The 21,188-nt window shown below is 59.3% G+C and carries 18 protein-coding genes; 12 read left to right on the top strand and 6 right to left on the bottom strand.

Translation table 11 applies throughout. The features are described from left to right. Window positions 1–5: 5 nt before the first annotated feature. The gene (locus tag HMPREF2860_RS10335; protein ID WP_070628906.1) at window positions 6–1,649 is read right to left on the bottom strand and encodes an exonuclease domain-containing protein; all 1,644 of its coding nucleotides are present in this window, start codon (window positions 1,647–1,649) and stop codon (window positions 6–8) included. Between the two features lie 323 nt (window positions 1,650–1,972). On the opposite strand from HMPREF2860_RS10335, the gene HMPREF2860_RS10340 reads away from it, so the two are divergent. Further along, complete coding sequence (locus HMPREF2860_RS10340) at window positions 1,973–2,215, top strand: HigA family addiction module antitoxin (RefSeq protein ID WP_005510305.1); 243 nt, start codon at window positions 1,973–1,975, stop codon at window positions 2,213–2,215. 296 nt (window positions 2,216–2,511) lie between these two features. Here HMPREF2860_RS10340 and glgX read toward each other — a convergent pair whose 3' ends face one another. Then, window positions 2,512–4,653 (bottom strand): glycogen debranching protein GlgX, encoded by a 2,142-nt coding sequence (gene glgX, locus HMPREF2860_RS10345; protein ID WP_049182116.1) that lies wholly within the window; start codon window positions 4,651–4,653, stop codon window positions 2,512–2,514. Between the two features lie 274 nt (window positions 4,654–4,927). Between glgX and HMPREF2860_RS10350 the strand changes: the two genes are divergently transcribed. The 5 genes from HMPREF2860_RS10350 (at window position 4,928) to HMPREF2860_RS10370 (ending at window position 10,250) form a co-directional block, all read left to right on the top strand. Further along, window positions 4,928–6,424, top strand: a complete 1,497-nt coding sequence (locus tag HMPREF2860_RS10350; protein ID WP_070628907.1) for a methylmalonyl-CoA carboxytransferase subunit 5S — start codon at window positions 4,928–4,930, stop codon at window positions 6,422–6,424. A gap of 23 nt (window positions 6,425–6,447) precedes the next feature. Continuing rightward, the gene (locus HMPREF2860_RS10355; RefSeq protein ID WP_070628908.1) at window positions 6,448–8,061 is read left to right on the top strand and encodes an acyl-CoA carboxylase subunit beta; all 1,614 of its coding nucleotides are present in this window, start codon (window positions 6,448–6,450) and stop codon (window positions 8,059–8,061) included. Continuing rightward, on the top strand, window positions 8,061–8,366 hold the full coding sequence (locus tag HMPREF2860_RS10360) for a hypothetical protein (protein WP_049182113.1): 306 nt from the start codon (window positions 8,061–8,063) through the stop codon (window positions 8,364–8,366). Before HMPREF2860_RS10355 ends, HMPREF2860_RS10360 begins: the two co-directional genes overlap by 1 nt. Window positions 8,367–8,437: 71 nt before the next feature. Continuing rightward, a complete protein-coding gene (locus HMPREF2860_RS10365; protein WP_038625742.1) occupies window positions 8,438–8,797 on the top strand; it encodes a biotin/lipoyl-containing protein in 360 nt (119 codons plus the stop codon). An 88-nt stretch (window positions 8,798–8,885) separates the two neighbouring features. Further along, the gene (locus HMPREF2860_RS10370; RefSeq protein ID WP_038625739.1) at window positions 8,886–10,250 is read left to right on the top strand and encodes a Na+/H+ antiporter family protein; all 1,365 of its coding nucleotides are present in this window, start codon (window positions 8,886–8,888) and stop codon (window positions 10,248–10,250) included. A gap of 40 nt (window positions 10,251–10,290) precedes the next feature. Here the strand turns inward: HMPREF2860_RS10370 and HMPREF2860_RS10375 are convergent, their stop codons facing one another. Further along, window positions 10,291–10,959 carry a TetR family transcriptional regulator gene (locus tag HMPREF2860_RS10375; RefSeq protein ID WP_224786581.1) on the bottom strand — a complete coding sequence of 223 codons (669 nt, stop codon included), beginning with the start codon at window positions 10,957–10,959 and terminating at the stop codon, window positions 10,291–10,293. A gap of 191 nt (window positions 10,960–11,150) precedes the next feature. Between HMPREF2860_RS10375 and bioB the strand changes: the two genes are divergently transcribed. From bioB to nadC, 6 genes are all read left to right on the top strand, one after another. Then, a complete protein-coding gene (gene bioB / locus HMPREF2860_RS10380) occupies window positions 11,151–12,158 on the top strand; it encodes a biotin synthase BioB (RefSeq protein WP_038625737.1) in 1,008 nt (335 codons plus the stop codon). Continuing rightward, on the top strand, window positions 12,145–12,447 hold the full coding sequence (locus tag HMPREF2860_RS10385) for a biotin synthase auxiliary protein BsaP (RefSeq protein ID WP_070628909.1): 303 nt from the start codon (window positions 12,145–12,147) through the stop codon (window positions 12,445–12,447). Before bioB ends, HMPREF2860_RS10385 begins: the two co-directional genes overlap by 14 nt. Window positions 12,448–12,522: 75 nt before the next feature. After that, a complete protein-coding gene (locus HMPREF2860_RS10390; RefSeq protein ID WP_070628910.1) occupies window positions 12,523–13,101 on the top strand; it encodes a hypothetical protein in 579 nt (192 codons plus the stop codon). 292 nt (window positions 13,102–13,393) lie between these two features. Next, window positions 13,394–14,470, top strand: a complete 1,077-nt coding sequence (gene nadA, locus HMPREF2860_RS10395; protein WP_038625731.1) for a quinolinate synthase NadA — start codon at window positions 13,394–13,396, stop codon at window positions 14,468–14,470. A gap of 58 nt (window positions 14,471–14,528) precedes the next feature. Next, entirely contained in the window at window positions 14,529–16,040 is a 1,512-nt protein-coding gene (locus HMPREF2860_RS10400; protein ID WP_239122805.1) for an L-aspartate oxidase, read from the top strand. Between the two features lie 6 nt (window positions 16,041–16,046). Beyond that, entirely contained in the window at window positions 16,047–16,928 is an 882-nt protein-coding gene (gene nadC / locus HMPREF2860_RS10405; protein ID WP_048734667.1) for a carboxylating nicotinate-nucleotide diphosphorylase, read from the top strand. 34 nt (window positions 16,929–16,962) lie between these two features. Here nadC and HMPREF2860_RS10410 read toward each other — a convergent pair whose 3' ends face one another. From HMPREF2860_RS10410 to HMPREF2860_RS10420, 3 genes are read right to left on the bottom strand one after another with little or no spacing between them, the layout of a single operon-like run. After that, complete coding sequence (locus HMPREF2860_RS10410; RefSeq protein WP_038625726.1) at window positions 16,963–17,538, bottom strand: hypothetical protein; 576 nt, start codon at window positions 17,536–17,538, stop codon at window positions 16,963–16,965. Between the two features lie 50 nt (window positions 17,539–17,588). Then, on the bottom strand, window positions 17,589–19,415 hold the full coding sequence (locus tag HMPREF2860_RS10415; protein WP_224786580.1) for a hypothetical protein: 1,827 nt from the start codon (window positions 19,413–19,415) through the stop codon (window positions 17,589–17,591). Between the two features lie 40 nt (window positions 19,416–19,455). Continuing rightward, complete coding sequence (locus HMPREF2860_RS10420; RefSeq protein ID WP_038625724.1) at window positions 19,456–21,162, bottom strand: hypothetical protein; 1,707 nt, start codon at window positions 21,160–21,162, stop codon at window positions 19,456–19,458. Window positions 21,163–21,188 lie beyond the last annotated feature (26 nt).

Consider the following 21,188-nt stretch of genomic DNA (forward strand, 5'->3'; position numbering starts at 1 on the left):
GTGGCCTAGAAGGGCGGCATTCCGTCATCGCCGGGCAGGGAAGTGGAACCAAACAGCGGAACCGACTCACTGGAGTTGTTTCCGTCGCTGGCGCTAGGCGTCCCTTCCACAGTGCCTCCTGCTTCGGACGCGCCATCCTCTTCCGGATTCAGCCCGAGTGCAGTGAAGAGCTCCTTCTCGCTCCAAATCTGGATTTCCTGGCCTTCGGCCTGCAGCTGTCGAGCCCTCTTCTCCTTCGACGTCACCGAATCCCACGGACCGGCGACCAATATGGTCGTTTTCTTCGTAACACCCTTATTGATATTCGCACCTGCAAAGGCAATCTTGTCCCACAGAAAACCCTTGTCATACGGTGCAAAATCGCCCGTCAGTGTCACACGCTGCTGGTACAGAAGGCCGCTTGGATCCGCGTCCGGATTCGGGTCTGGAATGGTGTCCGGTGTCTTGGCTGCATCCCATTTCGCATTGCGACGCGGCCGACGTGACGGCGTGGAACTGCCGGACTGCGCACCAGCACTAGCACCAGTGCCCGCGTTGGTTCCGGCTCCAGTACTGGCGACATCAGACGGGTCATAGCGCACCATCCGCACTCGTCCACTGCCAATCTGGCCCAAGCTCAGCGAGACCTTCTTGCTCAAATCAGCCACCGATGCCGCGCGCTGGTGCTCCATCAACCACAGCGCTACCTCAGCACATGCGACCGCATCCGCCGTCGCATCATGATGATTCTCCAGTGACGCTCCCGCGGCCTCCGCCAACGTCCGCAGCTTCAAGTTGGGCAGCCCCAACTGCATCTGCCGAGCCCACATATAAGTACACGCAAAATTCAACTTCGGTGCTGGAATGCTTTCCGCCCGGCACGCCCGCGACAGGGCTGTGAAATCAAACCGCGCATTGTGAGCAACTACGTCCAAATCCCCGACGACGTCAACAAACTTCGCCAGCTGCTCCGGAAATGACGGCTCACCGGCCACATCTGCTGCCGTGATGCCATGAATCGCGACATTGGCTTCATCAAAATACTCCAACCCCTTTGGCGGACGGCACATCCAGGAATAACGCTCCGTCACCTTCCCGCCACGCACGACCGCAACGCCAAGCTGAATAATCGAGCCGGTGTCTTCGTTCGCTGTCTCTACATCGAACGCCGCAAACGGTGCGATGTCCGACACCGCAACCTCATCCCCCGAAGGTAGCGGCGCAAAAGGCACAGAGTGCTTTACGACGTCGCCCGCGCCCTCAACCACACTCACGCCTTCGGTGACCGCTGCGCGCTGTGCCACCCACGGCATCAACGTGGAAGTAAAAGCATCAGCTGAGCTGTAGAACTCCGGATTCTTGGCCATCTCCGCCATGAGGTCTGCCAGCAACTGTGCCGCTGCCTGGCGATGAGACATCACACGGGCCTTTGGCAAAGCTACTCCGAGGTCTACCGTGCCGGGGAAGAAGCGGTTGGCCGGAGTGTAGACACCGTTTTTACTTGCCGATGCGACCTCGGCAACGTCGGCAAGCGGGAGGGGCTTCGCGGGGGCGGTGCTAGCCGTGTTGATGGTGTGGGTAAGACGGAGCCCATCTGCGGTAATAGTCACCGTGTCGCCGGTGAGCTCGAAGACGACGGCGGGCTCGGAGGATGGCGTGGTCGTAGTCATGCACTAGATGGTAGCGCCGATGGCGGATTGAGCCCTATAGAGGCTGCGGTACCTGCGGTTCTAGCCGAGTACATGTGGCTTCCGACAATGTGGAAATGTCCACAGAAATAGGAATATTTATGGAGCGTTCGGACAGTGGGGGTGTCTGTACCCCTGAAAACCACATGTTTTGGGAGGTTAAATGTCCGGATGCATTTTGAGCGGGCGCTCCTTATACTTTTCGACGAACGGCGGTAACTGGTCGTTCGAGCTTTCGAGCTCAAGCGAAGGGCAAAGCGGAAACAACGTATGCCAGTGAAGCGATGAAATAAGGAGTAAATATTTTGAGCACGCATCCTGTGCACCCTGGTTCTATCTTGAACGATAATTTCCTCGAGCCGCGACACCTCTCTATCTACCGACTGGCTCTTGCCATCGGCGTGCCAAGCTCAACTCTGGAGCGCTTTCGCACCGGCCGCACTGCGGTCACCACTGACCTCGCAAATCGACTGTCCGACTACTTTGACACCGAGCCTGAGTACTGGTTGAACTCTCAGGCGGAGTTTAATATGCGCGCATCTGCGTAAGAAGACTTCACGCCAGCTCGGCTCCCGCGGTGCTGTGTTGACCCAATGCGAGTTACTGACTGCGTTTATGGCTGGCGGCGGGGGGGGGATGCGAGTTACTGACTGCGTTTATGTCAAAAATGGCCCGAAAAATGGCCTGAAAGCGTCATAAACTCACACAGTTTCAAATTTGCAGCCCTCAATTTTTGCTACGTACCCCTGTTTTGAGTTGAACTCAGAGCCGAAAATCTCCTGTCAGTGGAAGAAAAGTCTTCCGCCGACAGGGGATTTTTGTGTAGGACCCAACGCGGACGCGGCTAGTGTCGCTCGATCAGCACAATGGTCGAACGGGCCGGCACGCGGAGCTCGCCTTCCGGCTCAACGATGCGCTCGCGAGTCGGTCGACCCGTGATCTCTGCGGTGTCGATGATGACTTCCCAGCTGTGTGCGTATTCGGTGCCCGGAATTTGGAACATGATGTCCTCGTGGTGGGCGTTGAAGCACAGCAGGAAGGAGTCATCTTCAATCCGGTGACCTCGGCGATCAGGTTCAGTGATGGCATCGCCGTTGAGCCAGACCATCAACGACTTGCCGAAGTCGAAGTTCCAGTCATCGGTAGTCATGACACGACCCTCATAGGTCAGCCAGGCAATGTCACGATCATCGGTTTCCGCACCGAGCGGGCCACCGCGCAGGAAGCGGCGGCGCCGGAAGACTGGGTGTTCCGCACGCAGTTCAGTCAGGAACTGGGTGTATTCGACCAGTTCAGAGTTGGTACGAGTCTGATTCCAGTCCACCCATGACAAACGGTTGTCCTGACAGTAGACGTTGTTGTTGCCCTTCTGGCCGCGTCCCATTTCGTCGCCATGGCTAATCATCGGAGTGCCCTGGGACAGTAGGAGAGTGGTCAGGAAGTTACGATGCTGACGGGAGCGCAGAGAAAGAACGCGCTCGTCGTCGGTCGGGCCTTCCACACCGCAGTTCCACGAACGGTTGTGGGACTCGCCATCGCGGTTGTCCTCGCCGTTGGCCATATTGTGCTTCTCGTTGTAGCTGACCAAGTCGTTGAGAGTGAAACCGTCGTGCGCGGTCACGAAATTAATCGACGCAGTGGGGCGGCGGTCATTGTTTGCATACAGGTCCGAGGAACCGGTGATACGCGAAGCGAACTCGCCGAGCGTGGATGGCTCGCCGCGCCAGAAGTCGCGGATAGTGTCGCGGTACTTACCGTTCCATTCAGTCCACTGTGGCGGGAAGTTACCGACCTGGTAACCGCCCTCACCGACATCCCACGGCTCTGCGATGAGCTTGACCTGGCTGACAATCGGGTCCTGCTGCACCAAGTCAAAAAAGGCAGACAGGCGATCCACATCGTGGAATTCTCGAGCCAGGGTGGAGGCCAAATCGAAGCGGAAGCCGTCGACATGCATCTCGGAGACCCAGTAGCGCAGCGAATCCATAATCAGCTGCAGGGAGTGTGGGTGGCGCACGTTCAGGGAGTTACCGGTGCCGGTGTAGTCCATGTAGTGCTGTCGGTCACCCTCGACCAAACGGTAGTAGGCCTCGTTGTCGATGCCTCGGAAGCAGATGGTTGGGCCCATGTGGTTGCCCTCAGCGGTGTGGTTGTAGACCACGTCGAGGATAACCTCAATCCCCGCATCGTGAAATGCGCGCACCATGCCCTTGAACTCGCTGACTGCGCCGCCTGGCTTTTGGGAAGCCGAGTAGTCCTGGTGTGGCGCCAGGAAGCCGAAGGTGTTGTAGCCCCAGTAGTTGCGCAGCCCCTTTTCGCGCAGGTGGTCGTCCTGGAGGAACTGGTGGACAGGCATCAGTTCGATAGCCGTGGCACCAAGGTCCTTGAGGTAGTCAATAATCGCCGGATGAGCGAGACCGGCATAGGTACCGCGTAGCTCCTCCGGAATATCCGGGTGAGTCATGGTCATGCCCTTGACGTGGGCCTCGTAAATCACGGTCTCGTTGTACGGCGTGCGAGGTGCGCGGTCAGCGCCCCAGTCGAAGAATGGGTTGATGACCACGGAGGTCATGGTGTGTCCCAGGCTGTCCTCGGTGTTGCGCTTCGAGTGGTCATGAATGTCATAGTTGAACAGTGATGGGTGACCGTCGAATTCGCCGTCGAAAGCCTTGGCGTATGGGTCGACCAGCAGCTTGTTGGGGTCACAACGCTTACCGTTTGCCGGATCGAATGGGCCGTGTACACGGTAGGCGTAGCGCTGGCCCGGCATGATGGACGGGATGTAGCAGTGCCAGATATGTGCATCGACTTCTTCCAGCGCAATGCGTGTTTCTTCGCCTTCGGCGCTAATCAGACAAAGCTCCACCTTTTCCGCGACATCGGAAAAGAGCGCAAAGTTGGTGCCAGCGCCGTCGTAGGTAGATCCGAGCGGGTAAGGCTCACCCGGCCATACTTGATAATCGCCGACTGTATTTGCTTGGTTCATGTGACTACCTTAACCGTTTTGTAAAAAACATGAGCCATTTTCAGTCCAGTGTGGGCGCGCAAACCGACCCATTCGTCGAGCGCACTTCGCAAAAACGACCCCCAGACAAAAAGTCGAGTTGAACGGTTAAGCGCGTAAACTTCGCGCGAAAATAAGTATTTAACCCTGCAAGTGGGCAATTTGACACTCTAAACGCACCTTGGTGGGCGCCGAATCCCCAATATTCGCGGTCACCAACGCGCGAAGATTCCCAAAGGCCTTTACTTTTGGAATTATGAGTCCACGAACCATTGGTGTAACGGAAGTAGCGTTCCGAGACGCTCATCAGAGCCTCATGGCAACGCGAATGGCTATGGAAGACATGGTCGATGTCTGTGAAGAAATGGACAAGGCCGGTTTTTGGAGTGTGGAGTGCTGGGGTGGCGCAACCTTTGATGCCTGCATCCGCTTCCTTAATGAAGACCCCTGGGAGCGACTGCGGACACTCCGCAAACTGATGCCGAACAGCCGCCTGCAGATGCTGCTGCGCGGTCAGAATCTCCTCGGCTACCGCCACTACGAGGACATGGTGGTTGACAAGTTTGTCGAAAAGTCCGCTGAAAACGGCATGGACGTATTCCGTGTTTTCGACGCCCTCAACGATCCACGCAATCTCGAGCACGCCATGCGCGCGGTCAAGAACGTCGGCAAGCACGCGCAGGGCACGATCTGCTACACGACGTCTCCGCTTCACGACGTCGACGGGTACGTTAAACTCGCTGGTCGTCTACTGGATATGGGGGCGGACTCCATTGCGTTGAAGGACATGGCAGCGCTGCTGAAACCCCAGCCGGCTTACGACATCATCCGCGGCATCAAGGAAACTTACGGCGAGGACACCCAGATTAACGTCCACTGCCACTCGACCACCGGTGTCACCATGGTGACTTTGATGAAGGCCATCGAAGCTGGTGCGGATGTCGTGGACACGGCAATTTCGTCGATGTCGCTGGGGCCGGGGCACAATCCGACCGAGTCGCTGGTGGAAATGTTGGAGGGAACCGACTACACCACCGACCTGAACATGGATAACCTGATCACCATTCGTGACCACTTCCGCAAGGTGCGTCCGAAGTACGCAGAGTTCGAGTCGAAAACCCTGGTCAATACCGACATTTTCATGTCGCAGATTCCTGGCGGCATGTTGTCGAACATGGAAAACCAGCTCAAGGCCCAGGGCGCGGGCGACCGCGTCGAAGAGGTCATGCGTGAAGTGCCGATTGTCCGAAAGGACGCCGGCTACCCGCCGCTGGTGACTCCGAGCTCGCAGATCGTCGGCACGCAAGCTGTGTTTAACGTGCTGATGGGACGCTACAAGGTCATGACGGCTGAGTTCGCCGACCTCATGCTCGGCTATTACGGGCAGTGCCCGGGTGAGCGCAACCCAGAGCTGATTAAGCAGGCAGCGGAGCAGACCAAGAAGGAAGAAATCACGGTTCGTCCGGCTGATCTCCTCGAGCCAGAGTGGGACGACCTGGTCGAGCAGGCCAAGGAGCTCGACGGTTACAACGGCACCGCCGAGGATGTCCTGACCAACGCGCTGTTCCCATCTGTCGCACCGGGATTCTTCACCGCGCGCGGCGAAGGGCCGAAGAACGTCGGCAAGACCGCCGAGCAGCTCAAGCGCGAGGCAGAGCAGGCCTCTGGTGCTGCCAATGCCATTCGCGAGCCAATTCGCTACAAGGTCACCGTCGGCGGTCGCTCGCAGACCGTCCAGGTGGAACCCGCCTAGGAACATCGGGAGAAGAGATAGCAATGTCGCAAAGTTCAGCAAACCAGCCGACTTCGGCGGATGCCGTCGCGCCGGGCGTCGATGCCTCGATGGCGGAGCGCCTGGATTATTTGGATGCTCAGCGTCGCCGTGTTGAGGCCGGTGGCGGTGAAGCTCGGCAGGCCAAGCAGCACGAACGTGGGAAGATGACGGCCCGCGAGCGTATCGACACCTTCGTCGACGAGGGCACTTTCCGTGAAATCGGCATGTTCATGACTCACCGCACCACCGACTTCGGCATGGATACCGCCGATGCGCCTGCCGACGGTGTGGTCACCGGCACTGCCGCGGTTCTCGGCCGGGCAGTGCACGTGGCCTCTCAGGACTTCACAGTCATGGGCGGCTCCGCTGGTGAAACGCAGTCCCGCAAGGTTGCAGCCACTATGCGTGCCGCTGCCGACAACGGCACTCCGTTCGTGTTTATCAACGACTCCGGTGGTGCTCGCATTCAAGAGGGGATTGACTCACTGTCGGGCTACGGCCAGGTCTTTTACAACAATGTCTGGCTGTCCGGTCTGGTGCCGCAGATTTCCATCATTGCAGGTCCATGTGCTGGTGGCGCTGCCTACTCGCCAGCGCTGACCGACTTTATTATTCAGACTCGCAAGGCACAGATGTTCATCACCGGTCCGGGCGTTATTAAGTCTGTGACCGGCGAGGAAGTCACCTCCGAGCAGCTCGGTGGCGCTGATGCGCACATGGCTAAGGCCGGTAATATCGACTTCGTTGCCGACGATGACGAGCAGGCCATCCTGATTGCGCAGAAGCTCTTAAGCTTCCTGCCACAGAACAACACCGAAGAGCCGCCGGTTGTTGATCCGGTATTCGATGCCGAGCCGGATCCAGAGCTCCGCGACATCGTCCCCGTGGACGGCAAAAAGGGCTACGACGTCCGTGAGGTCATCATCCGTATCGCCGACAATGGCGACTTCCTCGAGTGCCAGGCGGGTTTTGCCACCAACCTGGTTGTCGGCTTTGGTCGAGTTCTGGGCCGTACCGTGGGCTTTGTCGCAAACCAGCCGAATGTGATGTCCGGTGTGCTGGACATCAATTCCTCGGACAAGGGCGCAAAGTTCATCCGCTTCTGCAACGCCTTTAATATCCCGCTGGTCACCCTGGTTGACGTTCCTGGCTTTATGCCGGGCGTCACCCAGGAACACGGCGGCATCATCCGCCACGGCGCAAAGATGCTCTACGCATACTCCGCAGCGTCTGTGCCCAAGGTGACCGTCGTCATGCGTAAGGCCTACGGCGGTGCGTACCTGGCGATGTGCTCGAAGGACCTCGGCGCGGACTACGTATTCGCATGGCCGACCGCAGAAATTGCGGTGATGGGCGCAGAAGGCGCGGTCAACGTGGTCTTCCGAAAGGAAATTGCGGCCGCGGGCGACGAGGAAGAGCAGGCACGCGTGCGCGACGAGCGTATCGCCGATTACAAGACACGCTTCTCGACGCCGTATGTCGCTGCCTCGCGAGGACTGGTCGACGACGTGATTGACCCGGCGGAAACTCGCCTGCGTGTGGCTGACGCACTGTCGGTTCTGCGTAACAAGCGTGAGGTTCGCCCGGCCAAGAAGCACGGATTGGGGCCACAGTAATGTCGGACAGCATCGGTGAGATTAAGGAGCTGCGAGCGCTCGTCGCTGAACTGACCGACCGGTTGGATGCGACCTCGACAAGCTTGCAGAAGGCCACGGCACGCCTGAATCAGGCAGAAAGCGAGTTGGCTGAACTGCGCAAACGCGTGGACGCAGATATCCCCGAGGACACTGTCATCGCCATTTCGGCAGCGGTGTCTGCGTACCTAGGCAATCGCGGCAAGGTGAAGGCAATTCGTTACAACCGCCACAAGACGTGGGCTGCGCAGGGCCGCCAGATCCAGCAGCAGCGCAACCTGCGTTAGTTGGAAATTTTCGATAACCGACTTATTTGAGCCTGATTCATTGACTTTTGCTACGTGAGGATTGTTGAGCCATGAAATTGAAAGTGACTGTCGGCGGCATTGCCTACGATGTCGACGTTGAAGTAGTTGAGGAGCCCAAGCGTCTTTCGCCCATCGTTTTGGGTGGGTCGTCTAGCGCTTCCGTTGAGCCAGCCACCGCTAGTGTCTCGGGTGTCTCCGCCAATTCGGTGGTGGCGCCACTGGCAGGTTCGGTCAGCAAGATTTTGGTCGAGGAAGGCCAGACGATTGAGGCCGGGGAGGTGCTGCTCATTCTCGAGGCAATGAAGATGGAAACCGAGATTACGGCCCCAGCTGCAGGCACCGTCGGCTCTATTCACGTCGAAGTCGGTGACGCAGTGCAGGGCGGCCAGGGACTCGTCTCGATTGATTAGTCGCATTAGCCGGGGTGTAAAGATTTTGGGGTGAAATCTTTCTAGCCCGGTTGCTGGAAATACTTAAGGTTGCCTTAATATTTTCCTTATGAATGCCGTTCTTCTCGCCGTTTTGGTGATGCTAATCCTGGCGGTCTGCCGGGTACACGTTGTGCTAGCGCTGTTTATTGGCGCCTTGGTCGGTGGTCTTTCCGCCGGTATGGGGCTCGATGCCACAATGGTTGCCTTCCAGGAAGGCCTCTCTGGTGGTGCGAAGATTGCCCTGAGTTACGCCATGCTGGGTGCCTTTGCCATGGCAGTGGCATCCTCTGGGCTGCCCAAATTGCTGGCCGATTGGCTGATTGCCAAGATTGGCGCCGAGGATGAAGGCGCTAAATCTAAGGCAGAAGCATGGACCAAGTGGGGTATGGTGGCCGGTATTTTGGCCATGGCGATTATGTCGCAGAACCTCATCCCAGTTCACATCGCGTTTATCCCGCTGATCATTCCGCCGCTATTGCCGGTATTTAACCGTCTCAACATCGACCGCCGAATGATAACCAGTGTGATGACCTTCGGTTTGATCACCACGTACATGTGGGTTCCGGTCGGATTCGGTTCTATCTTCTTGAACGACATTCTGCTGGGCAACATCGAAAACGCCGGCCTTGATGTTTCCAATATCAACATCATGATGACGATGGGCATCCCGGCTCTCGGTATGCTGACTGGTCTGGCCATTGCGGTGTTCTTCTCCTACCGCAAGCCACGGCATTACGAAGACCTGCCGATTGCCGAGTCCTCGCATATGGAATCGCAGTCTGATGAACCTGTGTCGAAGTACCGAGTCATCGTTGCTCTCGTTGCGATTGTGGTGACCTTCGTCGTCCAGATTGTGATGAACTCCATGGACACCGATGCCGATCCACTGCTGATTGGTGCCCTCACTGGTTTGGCAATCTTCATGCTTACCGGTGCGGTGCGCTGGCGTGAGGCGGACGACGTATTCACTGCCGGTATGAAGATGATGGCCCTGATTGGTTTCATCATGATTTCCGCACAGGGCTTCGCCTCGGTGATGTCGGAGTCCGGCCAGGTCGAGCCGCTGGTGACCGCCACTGCAGACCTGTTTGCAGGCAACAAGCCTGCCGCTGCATTCGCCATGCTGGTCGTCGGTCTGGTGGTCACGATGGGTATTGGTTCATCCTTCTCGACGCTGCCGATTATCTCCATCATCTACGTGCCGTTGTGTTTGTCGCTGGGCTTCTCGCCGATGGCTACCGTCGCCATCATTGGTACTGCAGGTGCTCTGGGTGACGCTGGTTCGCCGGCATCGGACTCGACGCTCGGCCCGACGATGGGTCTCAATGCCGATGGGCAGCACGACCACATTCGCGATTCGGTTATCCCGACCTTCCTGCACTTCAACCTGCCGCTGTTGGCAGCTGGTTGGGTAGCAGCTCTGGTGCTTTAATGCCAGGGTTTGGCTATGACCGCGAATGCTTCAGTGGGGCTTACTGACCTGCGGTTCCCTTAATCCCGGCAACCCCCGCAATTCCGGCGATAAAGAGCTCGGTTCCCAGTGCAATGCGCTGGCGACCGAGCTCTTTTGCCTGTTCAGCGGCATCTTCAGAGGAAGCCTCGGCCGCAGCGCCCGTACTAGCGTTGTTCTCGCCATTAGTGTCACCCCTGTCAGATACAGACTTGGCGCCGTTCAGATTAAGCGCGATGGCTGTCTGCTGGTCGACTGTCGCGCCGAGAATGAAATACACGAGGACGGACGCGGTATCAGTCGCTGATGGGGTGCTGATGGAGGTTTCGGGTGCGTTCTCCAGGACGTCGGCAAGCAATTGCTCGGGGCGAATCGTGGCGGTGCCCGTAGCCAGCGCGGCCGAGACGACCTCGGCGCCATCCCGATGAGCGGTGAGGCAGGAGTAGAGCAGCTCGGCGATGACTTCGGTGTCGGCGCGCCAATCGCCTGTGGCGGAAAACTCTGTGCAGGGAGTCAAGATGCGGTCAGCGACGGCGCCGAGCAGTGCCTGCTTGGAAGGGTAGTGCCAGTACATTGCGCCAGCGGCGGTACCCAAGTGGCGAGTCAGACGGCGGATTGTGAGATCGCCGAGTCCGTACTCGTTGAGAATGGTAAGAGCTGCGTCGACAATGATGTCCTTGGTCAATTGCACACTGCCTACCGTAGACGAAAGAAGAATCATCTGGAAGATGTCTCAAGACTGAAATGCGGAGCGTAAAACCGCGACACGACGGGAATTGAACCCTGTTCGACATTCTGTAGATGCGGTATTAAGTTTGATAACTGAACAACTTCTCAAACAGTGTTCAAGTTTTATCCCCAGCCTCAAGGAGTGTCGCCCCCATGACTCAACAGCAGCAGGACATTTTGGAACTCGCCCGCGAAAAGGTGCTCGCCCGCGGAGAGGGGCTGAACTACGAGGAGACCCTGGCGGTTCTCAACCTCGACGACGACAGCATCGAGAATCTGCTGGCGCTGGCTCATGAGGTGCGCTTGAAGTGGTGCGGCGAAGAGGTCGAGGTTGAAGGCATTATCTCGTTGAAGACTGGCGGCTGCCCAGAGGATTGCCACTTCTGTTCGCAGTCGGGTCTGTTCGAGTCTCCGGTACGTTCGGCATGGCTGGATATCCCGGCTCTGGTGGACGCCGCCAAGCAGACTGCAAAGTCTGGTGCGACTGAGTTCTGCATCGTTGCTGCAGTAAAGGGGCCGGATGAGCGACTGCTCAGCCAGATGGAACAGGCCGTCGCCGCCATTCAGGCAGAGGTTGACATTAATGTGGCCGCATCGATGGGCATTCTGACGCAGGAACAGGTGGATCGCCTGGCCAAGGCTGGTATTCACCGCTACAACCACAACCTTGAGACCGCCAAGAGCTACTTCCCGCAGGTCGTGACCACCCACACTTGGGAAGAGCGCCATGACACCCTGCGTATGGTCGGCGAAGCTGGCATGGAAGTCTGCTGTGGCGGCATCCTGGGTATGGGCGAGACCCTTGAGCAGCGCGCTGAGTTTGCTCAGGACCTGGCGGCGCTCAACCCGACCGAGGTGCCGATGAACTTCCTCGACCCGCGCCCGGGCACTCCGTTCGCCGGTCGCGAGCCGATGCCAGCCAAGGATGCACTGCGTGCCATCGGTGCCTTCCGTTTGGCATTGCCGAAGACTATCTTGCGTTTTGCTGGTGGTCGTGAGCTCACCCTGGGAGACCTGGGTGCAGAAAAGGGGCTGCTCGGCGGTATCAACGCTGTCATTGTCGGTAATTACCTGACCACGCTGGGCCGTCCGGCGGAGCAGGACCTGGACATGCTTGGCAAGGTACGACTTCCAATTAAGGCCCTCAATGCAACTGTCTAAGCCTCGGACATCTAGCCCGCGCGCGACGCGGAGTAGGAAAGTCGACTCCACAGAGCTGCTCCAGGCCATGGTGCTGGGAGACGAGCCCAAGTTCGATCCTTTTACCGGCGCCGACCTCCAAGCTGGTGAAGTGCGCGAACGCTCTTATGGTGCAAAAGCTGGATTGGAGGCACCTCGGTTCTGCCAGCTCTGTGGACGTCGGATGGTGGTGCAGGTGCGTCCGGACGGCTGGACTGCAAAGTGCTCGCGCCACGGCGAAGTAGACTCCGTTATGTTGGAGCAGCGATAAAAGGTGCTGGTTGTGCAAGTGCGCCGTTCAGGCGCGCTAGTACTGGATGCGCGCCGTGAGGTAAGTTTGTCAACTATGACTATGAAAAATACCCGAGTCCCACACGTTGAAAAGCAGAGCGTGGCAATGGCCTCGGGTATTGTTCTCTTCTCCGTTGTAACGGGATCGGTAACGGGAGTGGCCTGGGCATTCCTGCGGCCCAAGCAGCAAGTGCAAATGCTCCCCAATAACCAACTAGCGATTATTCAGGAAACCGTTGACGCTGGTTTTATTGGGCTGCTCTGGTTTGTTGCTGTCACTGCCATCAGCGGCCTGGTGCTGGGAATTACTACCTTCCGAAACCGTGCCATCACGACCCCTGTACAGATGCTCACGGCAATTGGATGGGCAGGTTTCTCCGCGTTGATGAGTGCAGCAGTGACGTACCTCGTCGGTCAGTCGGTTGCGGCATTGCTCCAGCCGAATCTGGCGGGAATGCAGCCGGGCGATAAGTTCTCGGTGATTCCGGACTTCAAAACCTATGTAGCACTGCTGGTCGCGCCACTGGTTGCTATGCTCGCACTGTGGTCCCGGGTGTTGTTCCAAACGGACTTCACGGGAGGCAACGAGAGCGCTGCGGACAATGCTACGGACGCAGATTCGGTCACTAAGTGAGACAGTGAGGTTCTGCGCGGGGGCCGTCGTAAAGCACTACTTCCTACTGAACAGGGGTAGTTATTGGGAAATAGGCTTATACAAGCCTTACAATTTTGGGAAATAGGTTCGTCCTCGATGCCGGTATTCGCCCCGATTTAGGGGCATTTTCGATATTGTGTGGCGAGCTTAGGTCTCTTGCACTTGCCCGTTTGAGTCCGCTGCGAATGCCTCCGGGGATCGTTGCCGGTAACGGTGACGGCGTTTTCTCCGGTCGTAGCCACAGCCCATTGAAGTAAGGACGTAGTTTTCCGTGAATACCAGCCTTGCGGCCAATGCTTCCAGCCTGCCGCGCCTTGAATCGGATCTGTACGAATCGGTAGTCGATAAAGATGGCCGCTACGGTGGCGTAATTGCAGATGAGCGCTGGGCTCAGGAGATTAAGCGCCTCGCCCGCGAACGCAATGCCGTAATTCTTGCGCACAACTACCAGCTGCCGGAGATTCAGGATATTGCCGATTACACCGGCGATTCCCTCGGGCTTTCCCGCATCGCTGCGGAAACCGATGCCGATGTCATCGTTTTCTGTGGTGTCCACTTCATGGCGGAAACCGCCAAAATTCTGAGCCCTGAGAAGACTGTCCTTATTCCGGACGAGCGCGCCGGCTGCTCCCTGGCGGACTCCATCACTGCAGACGAACTGGCCGAGTGGAAGGCTGAGAATCCCGGCGCACTGGTGGTCAGCTACGTCAACACCACGGCAGACGTAAAGGCTCTGACCGACATCTGCTGTACTTCCTCCAACGCCGTCGACGTGGTCAAGTCCATCCCGGAAGACCAGGAGATCCTGTTCAACCCGGATCAGTTCCTCGGCGCACACGTCCGCCGTGAGACCGGCCGCGACAATATCAAGGTATGGGCTGGTGAGTGCCACGTCCACGCCAACATCAACGGTGAGGAACTCGCGCACCGCGCGGAAGAGAACGCCGATTCGCAGCTGTTCATTCACCCGGAGTGCGGTTGCGCGAACTCTGCGATTTACCTCGCGGGTGAAGGCACCATTGAGCCGGAGCGCGTGCAGATGCTCTCCACCGGCGAGATGCTGACCGAGGCGCAGAAGCTGAAGGAGAACAAGCCCAACGGCAAGGTGCTCGTGGCCACTGAGGTGGGCATGCTCCACCAGCTGCGCAAGGCCGCACCGGATGTCGACTTTGAGCCGGTCAACGACCGCGCTTCCTGCTCGTACATGAAGCTCATCACTCCGGCGGCTCTGCTGCGCTGCCTCGTTGAGGGCACCGATGAGGTCGACGTCGCCCCTGAGGTCGCCGACAAGGCGCGCGCCTCGGTCGAGCGCATGATCGCCATCGGTAATCCAGGCGGGGGCGAGTAACACGTTTGGTCTGCGCTCATCATTCGACAGTTGGACACTGACGTGTGACTTCCTCGTCATCGGCGGGGGAGTCGCAGGGCTCAGTGCTGCGCGTAGAGCCCTTGAGCTCGGCCTCGACGTGCTGGTTATCGACAGCGTCGAGTGGCGTGTCGGTGCCCGCAAACAGCTGCGTTTCGCCGATGCCGCCACGAATCTCGCACAGGGCGGGCTCGCGGTCGTCGGGCTTGACGACGACCCCAGCGGCCATGTGGCCAATGGGTTCGAGGACACCACTGATTCCCATATCGCGGACACCCTCGATGCCGGTGCCGGCCACTGCGATGAAGCGGCCGTGGCTTCTATCATCCGTGCCGGCGCTGCGGCGACCGAGTGGCTGATTGGGCTAGGCGCCACATTTGACCCGGCGCCGGATAACCCGGCCGTATATTCCCGCACCAAAGAGGGCGGACACCACGCGCGGCGCATCATTCATGCCGGTGGTGACGCCACTGGTGCTGAAATTGAGCGCGCCCTAGAAGCCTCAGTTACCGGCGTGCGAGTACTGCAGAACGCTACAGCGCGCCAGCTCATCGTTGGCAAAGACGGCCGCGTGCTGGGGGCGCTGGTAGCGGATCCCCGTGGTGGCGGCGCTATTCGCGCAGGTGCAACTCTGCTGGCTACCGGTGGCGTGGGGCATATTTACCGCGCGACTACGGCGCCTTCGGGCGCCCGCGGTGAGGCTATCGGCATGGCCTCCGATGCTGGCGCGGAGATTCGGGACATGGAGTTTATCCAGTTCCACCCGACAGTGCTCTATGACGAGCGCTCGGCATCAGACGGCACCGGCCGACGCCATCTCATCAGCGAGGCTGTCCGTGGTGAAGGAGCCATCCTCGTCGATTCCCGGGGAAACAGTGTGACCGCCGGCGTTGACCCACGCGGAGACCTGGCTCCGCGCGATATCGTCTCGCGTGCCATCGCGACTCGCATGCGTCAGCTCGGCGAGGACCATGTCTTCCTCGACGCACGTCACATCGACAACTTCGCCGTCCGCTTTCCGACGATCACAGCGGGCCTGACCGCAGCGGAGATTGATCCGACCAAGGACCTCATTCCCGTGGCCCCGGCGGTCCACTACACCTGTGGTGGCATTGCCGTCGACCCATTCGGTGCAACTAGAGCGCCGGGTCTCTTTGCGGCCGGTGAATGCTCCGCGACGGGGCTGCACGGTGCCAACAGGTTGGCTTCCAATTCGTTGCTGGAGGGACTGGTCGTCGGCAAGCGAGTGGCCGAAAAAGTCGCTGAAACACACGCTGTGCCGGTCGGGGACGAGGAATTCGCAGCGGCGGTTGAAGGCCTGCCGCAGCCACGGCCGGAACTGGAACCGCGCCAGCTTTTCCGGTTGCAGACTGCGATGCAGGAAGGCGCTGGTGTAACGCGCAATGAGCAGAGTTTGCGGCAGGCATTGGCGGTTATCGATCGGCTCCCGCAATCGGTTCAGGTCGTGGCCGCAAGGAAAGTCGTCGAAGCGGCATTGGCACGACCATATACTTTGGGGTGCCACACTTGGTTTGAAAAGGACGGGGATTAGCTAGCCATGACTCTTGAGAAGGACACTCTGCGCGGGGTGCTGAACGAAAACATCACCCGCGGACTCATTCGGACGGCACTGCAGGAAGATATGAGCTTCGGGCCGGATGTGACTTCGCTGTCGACAGTCTCGGCAGCTGCGCAGGCACGCGCCCGCCTGGTGGCCCGGCAAGAGGGCGTTATCGCGGCTATCGATGCGGTGGAGTGGACGCTGCAGGAGGTCATCTCGGGTGAGTTCACCGTCGAAAAGCACGTTGAAGATGGCACCCTGGTGCGTCCTGGCACAGTGCTGGCAACGATTTCTGCGCCGACTCGGGGGTTGCTGACTGCTGAGCGGACAATGCTGAATATCCTCACGCACGCCAGTGGTGTAGCTACTGCGACGCGCCAGTGGGCTGACGCAATCGTTGGCACCGGTGCGCGGGTGCGCGATTCCCGAAAGACACTGCCGGGTCTGCGCAACCTGGAAAAGTATGCGGTGACCTGCGGTGGCGGAATTAACCACCGCTATGCATTGGGCGATGAGGCACTGATTAAGGACAACCACGTGGTGGCCGTCGGTTCCGTGTCCGGTGCGTTGAAGAGGGTGCGGGCTCAGTATCCGGAGCTGCCGTGCGAGGTGGAAGTCGATACCCTCGCACAGCTCGATGAAATCCTGCCGATGAAGCCGGACATCGTCATGCTGGACAACTTCGAAGTTTGGGAGACTCAGATTGCGGTACAGCGCCGCTCGCAGATTTCTCCGGCAACCCAGCTGGAGTCCTCTGGCGGACTGACCATCGATGTGGCTCGTGAGTACGCGTCCTGTGGTGTCGATTACCTGGCTGTGGGCGCGCTAACCCACTCGGCCAAGGTGTTCGATGTCGGACTCGACTTCGACGAGCAGTAGCTGAATCAGCCCCGGTTTCGCCTCGTAGCTTCGCCTACAGGCGACGGGCGATCTCTGCCCCAATCTCGCTTAGTGCTGACCCCCAGCGCTCCCGCGATTGCTCATCACAGGTTTTCTGTGCGCGGTAAAGCGCCTTCTCCGCAGCACCGGCATCGCCCAAATGCAGGTGGCACTGTGCAATTTGTGCAAGCAGAGGCACGGCCTGGATATTGAGCTTGTCGGACTGGAAAAGTCCCGCCGCCAACTCCAGGTGATCAATGGCGCGCCCCTGATGTCCTCGACGAATCTCTGCCTGGCCGTTCAAGGTGTGCCACATCGCCCAGCGCAAGTGGCGCGGTGGGGTGTCCGCGGTCGGCTCGAAGCCGTCTTTCTCCAGGTTATCCAGCAGATCCAACCAATCCGCGGCCTTGTCCATCAGCTTTGGTGCAGAGCCACGGATGGGGCGCCCCAGACTGTCGGTCTGTGGGGCATCAGCCTTGTCGCCGAGCTCCTCGAACCCCTGCATCAGAGTTAGGGCTGCTTCCCAGAGGTTGTTTTCCTCAGCCAATGCCGTGGCGGCGTCGAAAAGCTGCTGCGGGCTAGAAGTCGCGGAATCACCAGAAGTAGTCATGACCTAACACTCTACTTTGTGCCACCGCCAGCACCGAAGTGGGCGGGGCGCTAGTATTCGTCGTCAAGCGACTGAATGATGATGACGTCAAGGGCATCGAGAACAGGATGGCCTTCCCACACGTCGCGGGGCAGAAGCTCTTCGACGCGCCGAGCATAGGCGGCGGCACCGTCGGAATCACCCGCGTCGAGACGGTAGCGAACCCCCGCCAGCAGCGCGCGGGCGGCTTCCTCGCCATCGCCGGACTGCAGGTAGCCCTTCGCGGCGGCTTCCACATGGTTGATGGCCAAAGTGTCGCGGCCAGCGGAGTAGAAGACGTAGGCGGCATCGTCGTGCCAGTCGGCGAGTGACCAGTCGTCGGAGATGAGCTTCTGAGAACGCAGCAGAAGGTCCTCAGCCTCGCTGAGCGTGTGGTCAATGGCGGCGGAAGCGTCCTCAGAGACGATCTCGGCGGTGAATTCGGAGCCCTCTTCGGAAATGACCAGGTCAATGACATGAATGATAGAACGCGCAGCCTGACGGTAGGCCTTGGCAGCGCCCTTGGTATCGCCGTTGCGTTCAAGGTGCTCGCCGTGCTCGATGAGCAGCTTTGCCGCCCGGCGGGGATTATTGCCGAGCCCCGCGGCTGTGGAGGCAATAGAAAACGCCGCGTCGGTGCGTTCTTCATCGGCGGTAAATGCTGACCAGTGCGCAACTGGTTCGGCAAAGCGCAGCGCCTCGTCAACCTCGTCGGCATCGAGGAGACTGCGGGCCAAAACGAGCTGGATATCCATGGTGATGGGGTTGACCGGCATGCCCTCGGCGCTGGCGAGCGCGCGGCGGGCAAATTCGGCGGATTCCGCGAAATCGCCGTGGGCGTTGAGAAGCGCACAGAGCAGACGCACGCTGCGAAGCACCGCGACCGTGAGTCCTGCATCGAGACCAGCCTGCACGATTGGGCGTAGCTGGCGGATTGCCTCCGCTTCCTCACCAGCTTCCAGAGAGAGAAAAGCCAGAAATTGGCGCGCTTCAATCGTCGTGGTGACGGGTTCCGACTGAGGAGCCGCTGCGACGCTGGCAGCGATGCGGGCGGCCCTGCGCAGTTCACCACGGCTGTGCGCGAGCTGCGCCTCCAACAGCTTCCGATCGTCGAAACTGCTTCGCTTTGGTGCCCAGCGTGCGGACCATTCAGAGAGCTGACCGGCGATTTCCGCCCGGCGCGCCAGCGATGCTGCGGCGCCGGCAACAGCCGCGCTGACCAGGTAGTAATAGGCCTCGCCGGGCTGTGGAGTGGTGGCGACGATGTCCTTAGTAAGACTGATCAGCTCAGGGATTTCGGAGTCCTCGGGGCGACGGCCGGTGATGGCATCACCGGGGTTGGCGTCGATGAAGGCCTCAGCCTCGGCGAATGCTCCGTAGGAGCGTGCGTGCAAGATCGCGGGGCGAATGTTGGCCTCAGTTGCCCAACGCAGCCACTCGGCGCGTGCAGCAGTGGCTTCTTCTACTAATTCGAGTTGGTCGGCAACTGCATGCCTGAGTGCGTGGAATTCGCCAATGACATCGGGGGAGTTTGTAGGTGCGTCGGCCAACCAGTGCGTGTGGGCGAACTTGGTGACCGCGCGCCAACTGGTGACGTGGTCGAGCGTGGCGCCGGCCTTGCGGGAAATAACCAGCAGCTCCGGGAGGGAGTCCGGCAATGCCTTTAGCGGATTGGGCAGGGGAGGAAAGTCCAAGGGGTCGGACGAGTTCTCCGTCGCTGATGCGTTTTCCGAATTCACTGACACGTGGTCGGCAGCGATGCCGGCTTCCCAATCGCCAACTTGAATTTCAGACTCAGAGTTTTCTTCTTCCCACCAGACCATTGGACTATCTTCGCCCGTGGCATCGGGAAGATGCAAAACTGCTTTGCTTTTCAGACCTGTACAGCCGGATGCGCTGTTAATCCGGGGTTGAAAAGCTACGCATTAGTCCACGAACTTCATCGCGCACCGGGTGATCCGGGCCGACTAGGTCGCCGATGCGAGTCGCGAACCGGCGGGCGCGTTCCTCATTGTTGTCACTAGCAGCAGCACGCACTGCGATAGTCAGCGTGCGGGCGGCATCGGCAGGGGCGTGGGCTTCTAAGAAAAGCTCGGCAGCTTCGTCGGCGTACTTGTACACGCCGTCGTTGTCCCATACCGACCAGCACAGCAGCGCCTGCGACTCGTGCCACTTGGCCGATTCCCAGGACCCAACCACGTAGCCACGCGAGCGTTCCATCAGGTGGTCGGTCAGCTCGCTTGTGGCGCCCACGTTACTGAGCGATAGTGCGGCATCCATCAGAGTTTCCGCAGGTGAAATCGGTGACGAGTATCCGGCACGAATATCGGCCAGCGCGTCGAAGAGCACTGCCGCATGTTCAGTATTTCCCTCTTGGACTGCCGATTCCGCCGCAATAGCACAGGAAAAATCAGTACGCGCGGAATCCTGGGTAGGCTCAGACCACTTTGCAACCGACTCCGCTTCCTGGCCGGCGTGGCGGAAATCTCCGAGCTCGTACAGTGCCGTTGCCTTCAGCAGCGCGATTTCCATGGTGATTTCACAGTCGGGGTAGTCTGCCGACACGTCCTGGGCGCGCTGAGTCAGCTTCAGCATCTCCTCGGCATCGGGCTTGTTGTGTGCCACCTCGAAGTTGATGTCTGCCATCTCACGAACCGCGAGAATATAGTCAGTGTCCAGTCTGTGCTGGTCCGCGACTGCCACGTTGTTCGACAGCATTCGGAACGCGGTATCGCTATTACCGGTCTCTATCGAGTACCGTGCCAAATTCTGCCTCAGCTCAAGGCCCGCGATTACGGAGCGGTTACCGATTGCATTGAGCTGTGAGGCGCAAAGTCGCGCTGCGTCGACGACCTTCCCGGCTCGGTGCAGCAGTGATGCCTCCGTCAGAGTCTTCGCCAGCGCAATCGACTCAAACTTATCCTCATTCGGCAGTGCCCGAATCATCTCGTGCAGCTCCCGTGCCAAGTCCTCGCGGTTGACCTTTCGCAAGGCGCTCGCAATCCGAATCAGCGCGTCAGTCAGTGCCGCCCGCTTCTTCCACTGGCGGGGGCTAAACGGCTCATCCGCTTCTTCGCTTGCCGACGATTCCTGCGGCCGCAGCCCATCCGCATCCGTGGTCACCGCGCTGTGGCTGCCGGTTGGGGCATCCAAATCGTCGGCAAGCACGAGTGCCCGGTACGAGGTGATTTCCCTGCTCATGCGTGCGATGAGGGGGATTTCGGTCTCTGCGGCAGCAGAGGTTTGACCATCGGCGATAAAGGTGGTGTAGCGGCGGGCTTCGTCTGCCGCCAGCCGTGCCCGGGCGCGCCAGTACTCCGGCACGTTGTCGTTATCGGATGCCCATACCATCCAGTTCAGGGCGGCATCGTGCGCAGCTGTCATCATGCCGAGCGATTCGGTGACCTCGCGGACAATGCGGTAAAACGCGCCGACGTGTTCGATAACGCCGTGGGCTTCCGGGGCAGAAAAGAGTTGTGGGTTGTAGAAATGATGCGCGAAAACTGATTCCAGTTGGCGCGTGGCCAGGGAATTGTCGGCTGCGGTCGCGTCTGCGTAGGCTGCGACGAGCTCCGGCAAATCCGGGCTGTTTCCTACCTGGTTCAACAGCTGACCTTTCTACGACTGGTTAC

This window comes from Corynebacterium sp. HMSC064E10, from assembly GCF_001812505.1.
Lineage (GTDB): Bacteria > Actinomycetota > Actinomycetes > Mycobacteriales > Mycobacteriaceae > Corynebacterium > Corynebacterium amycolatum.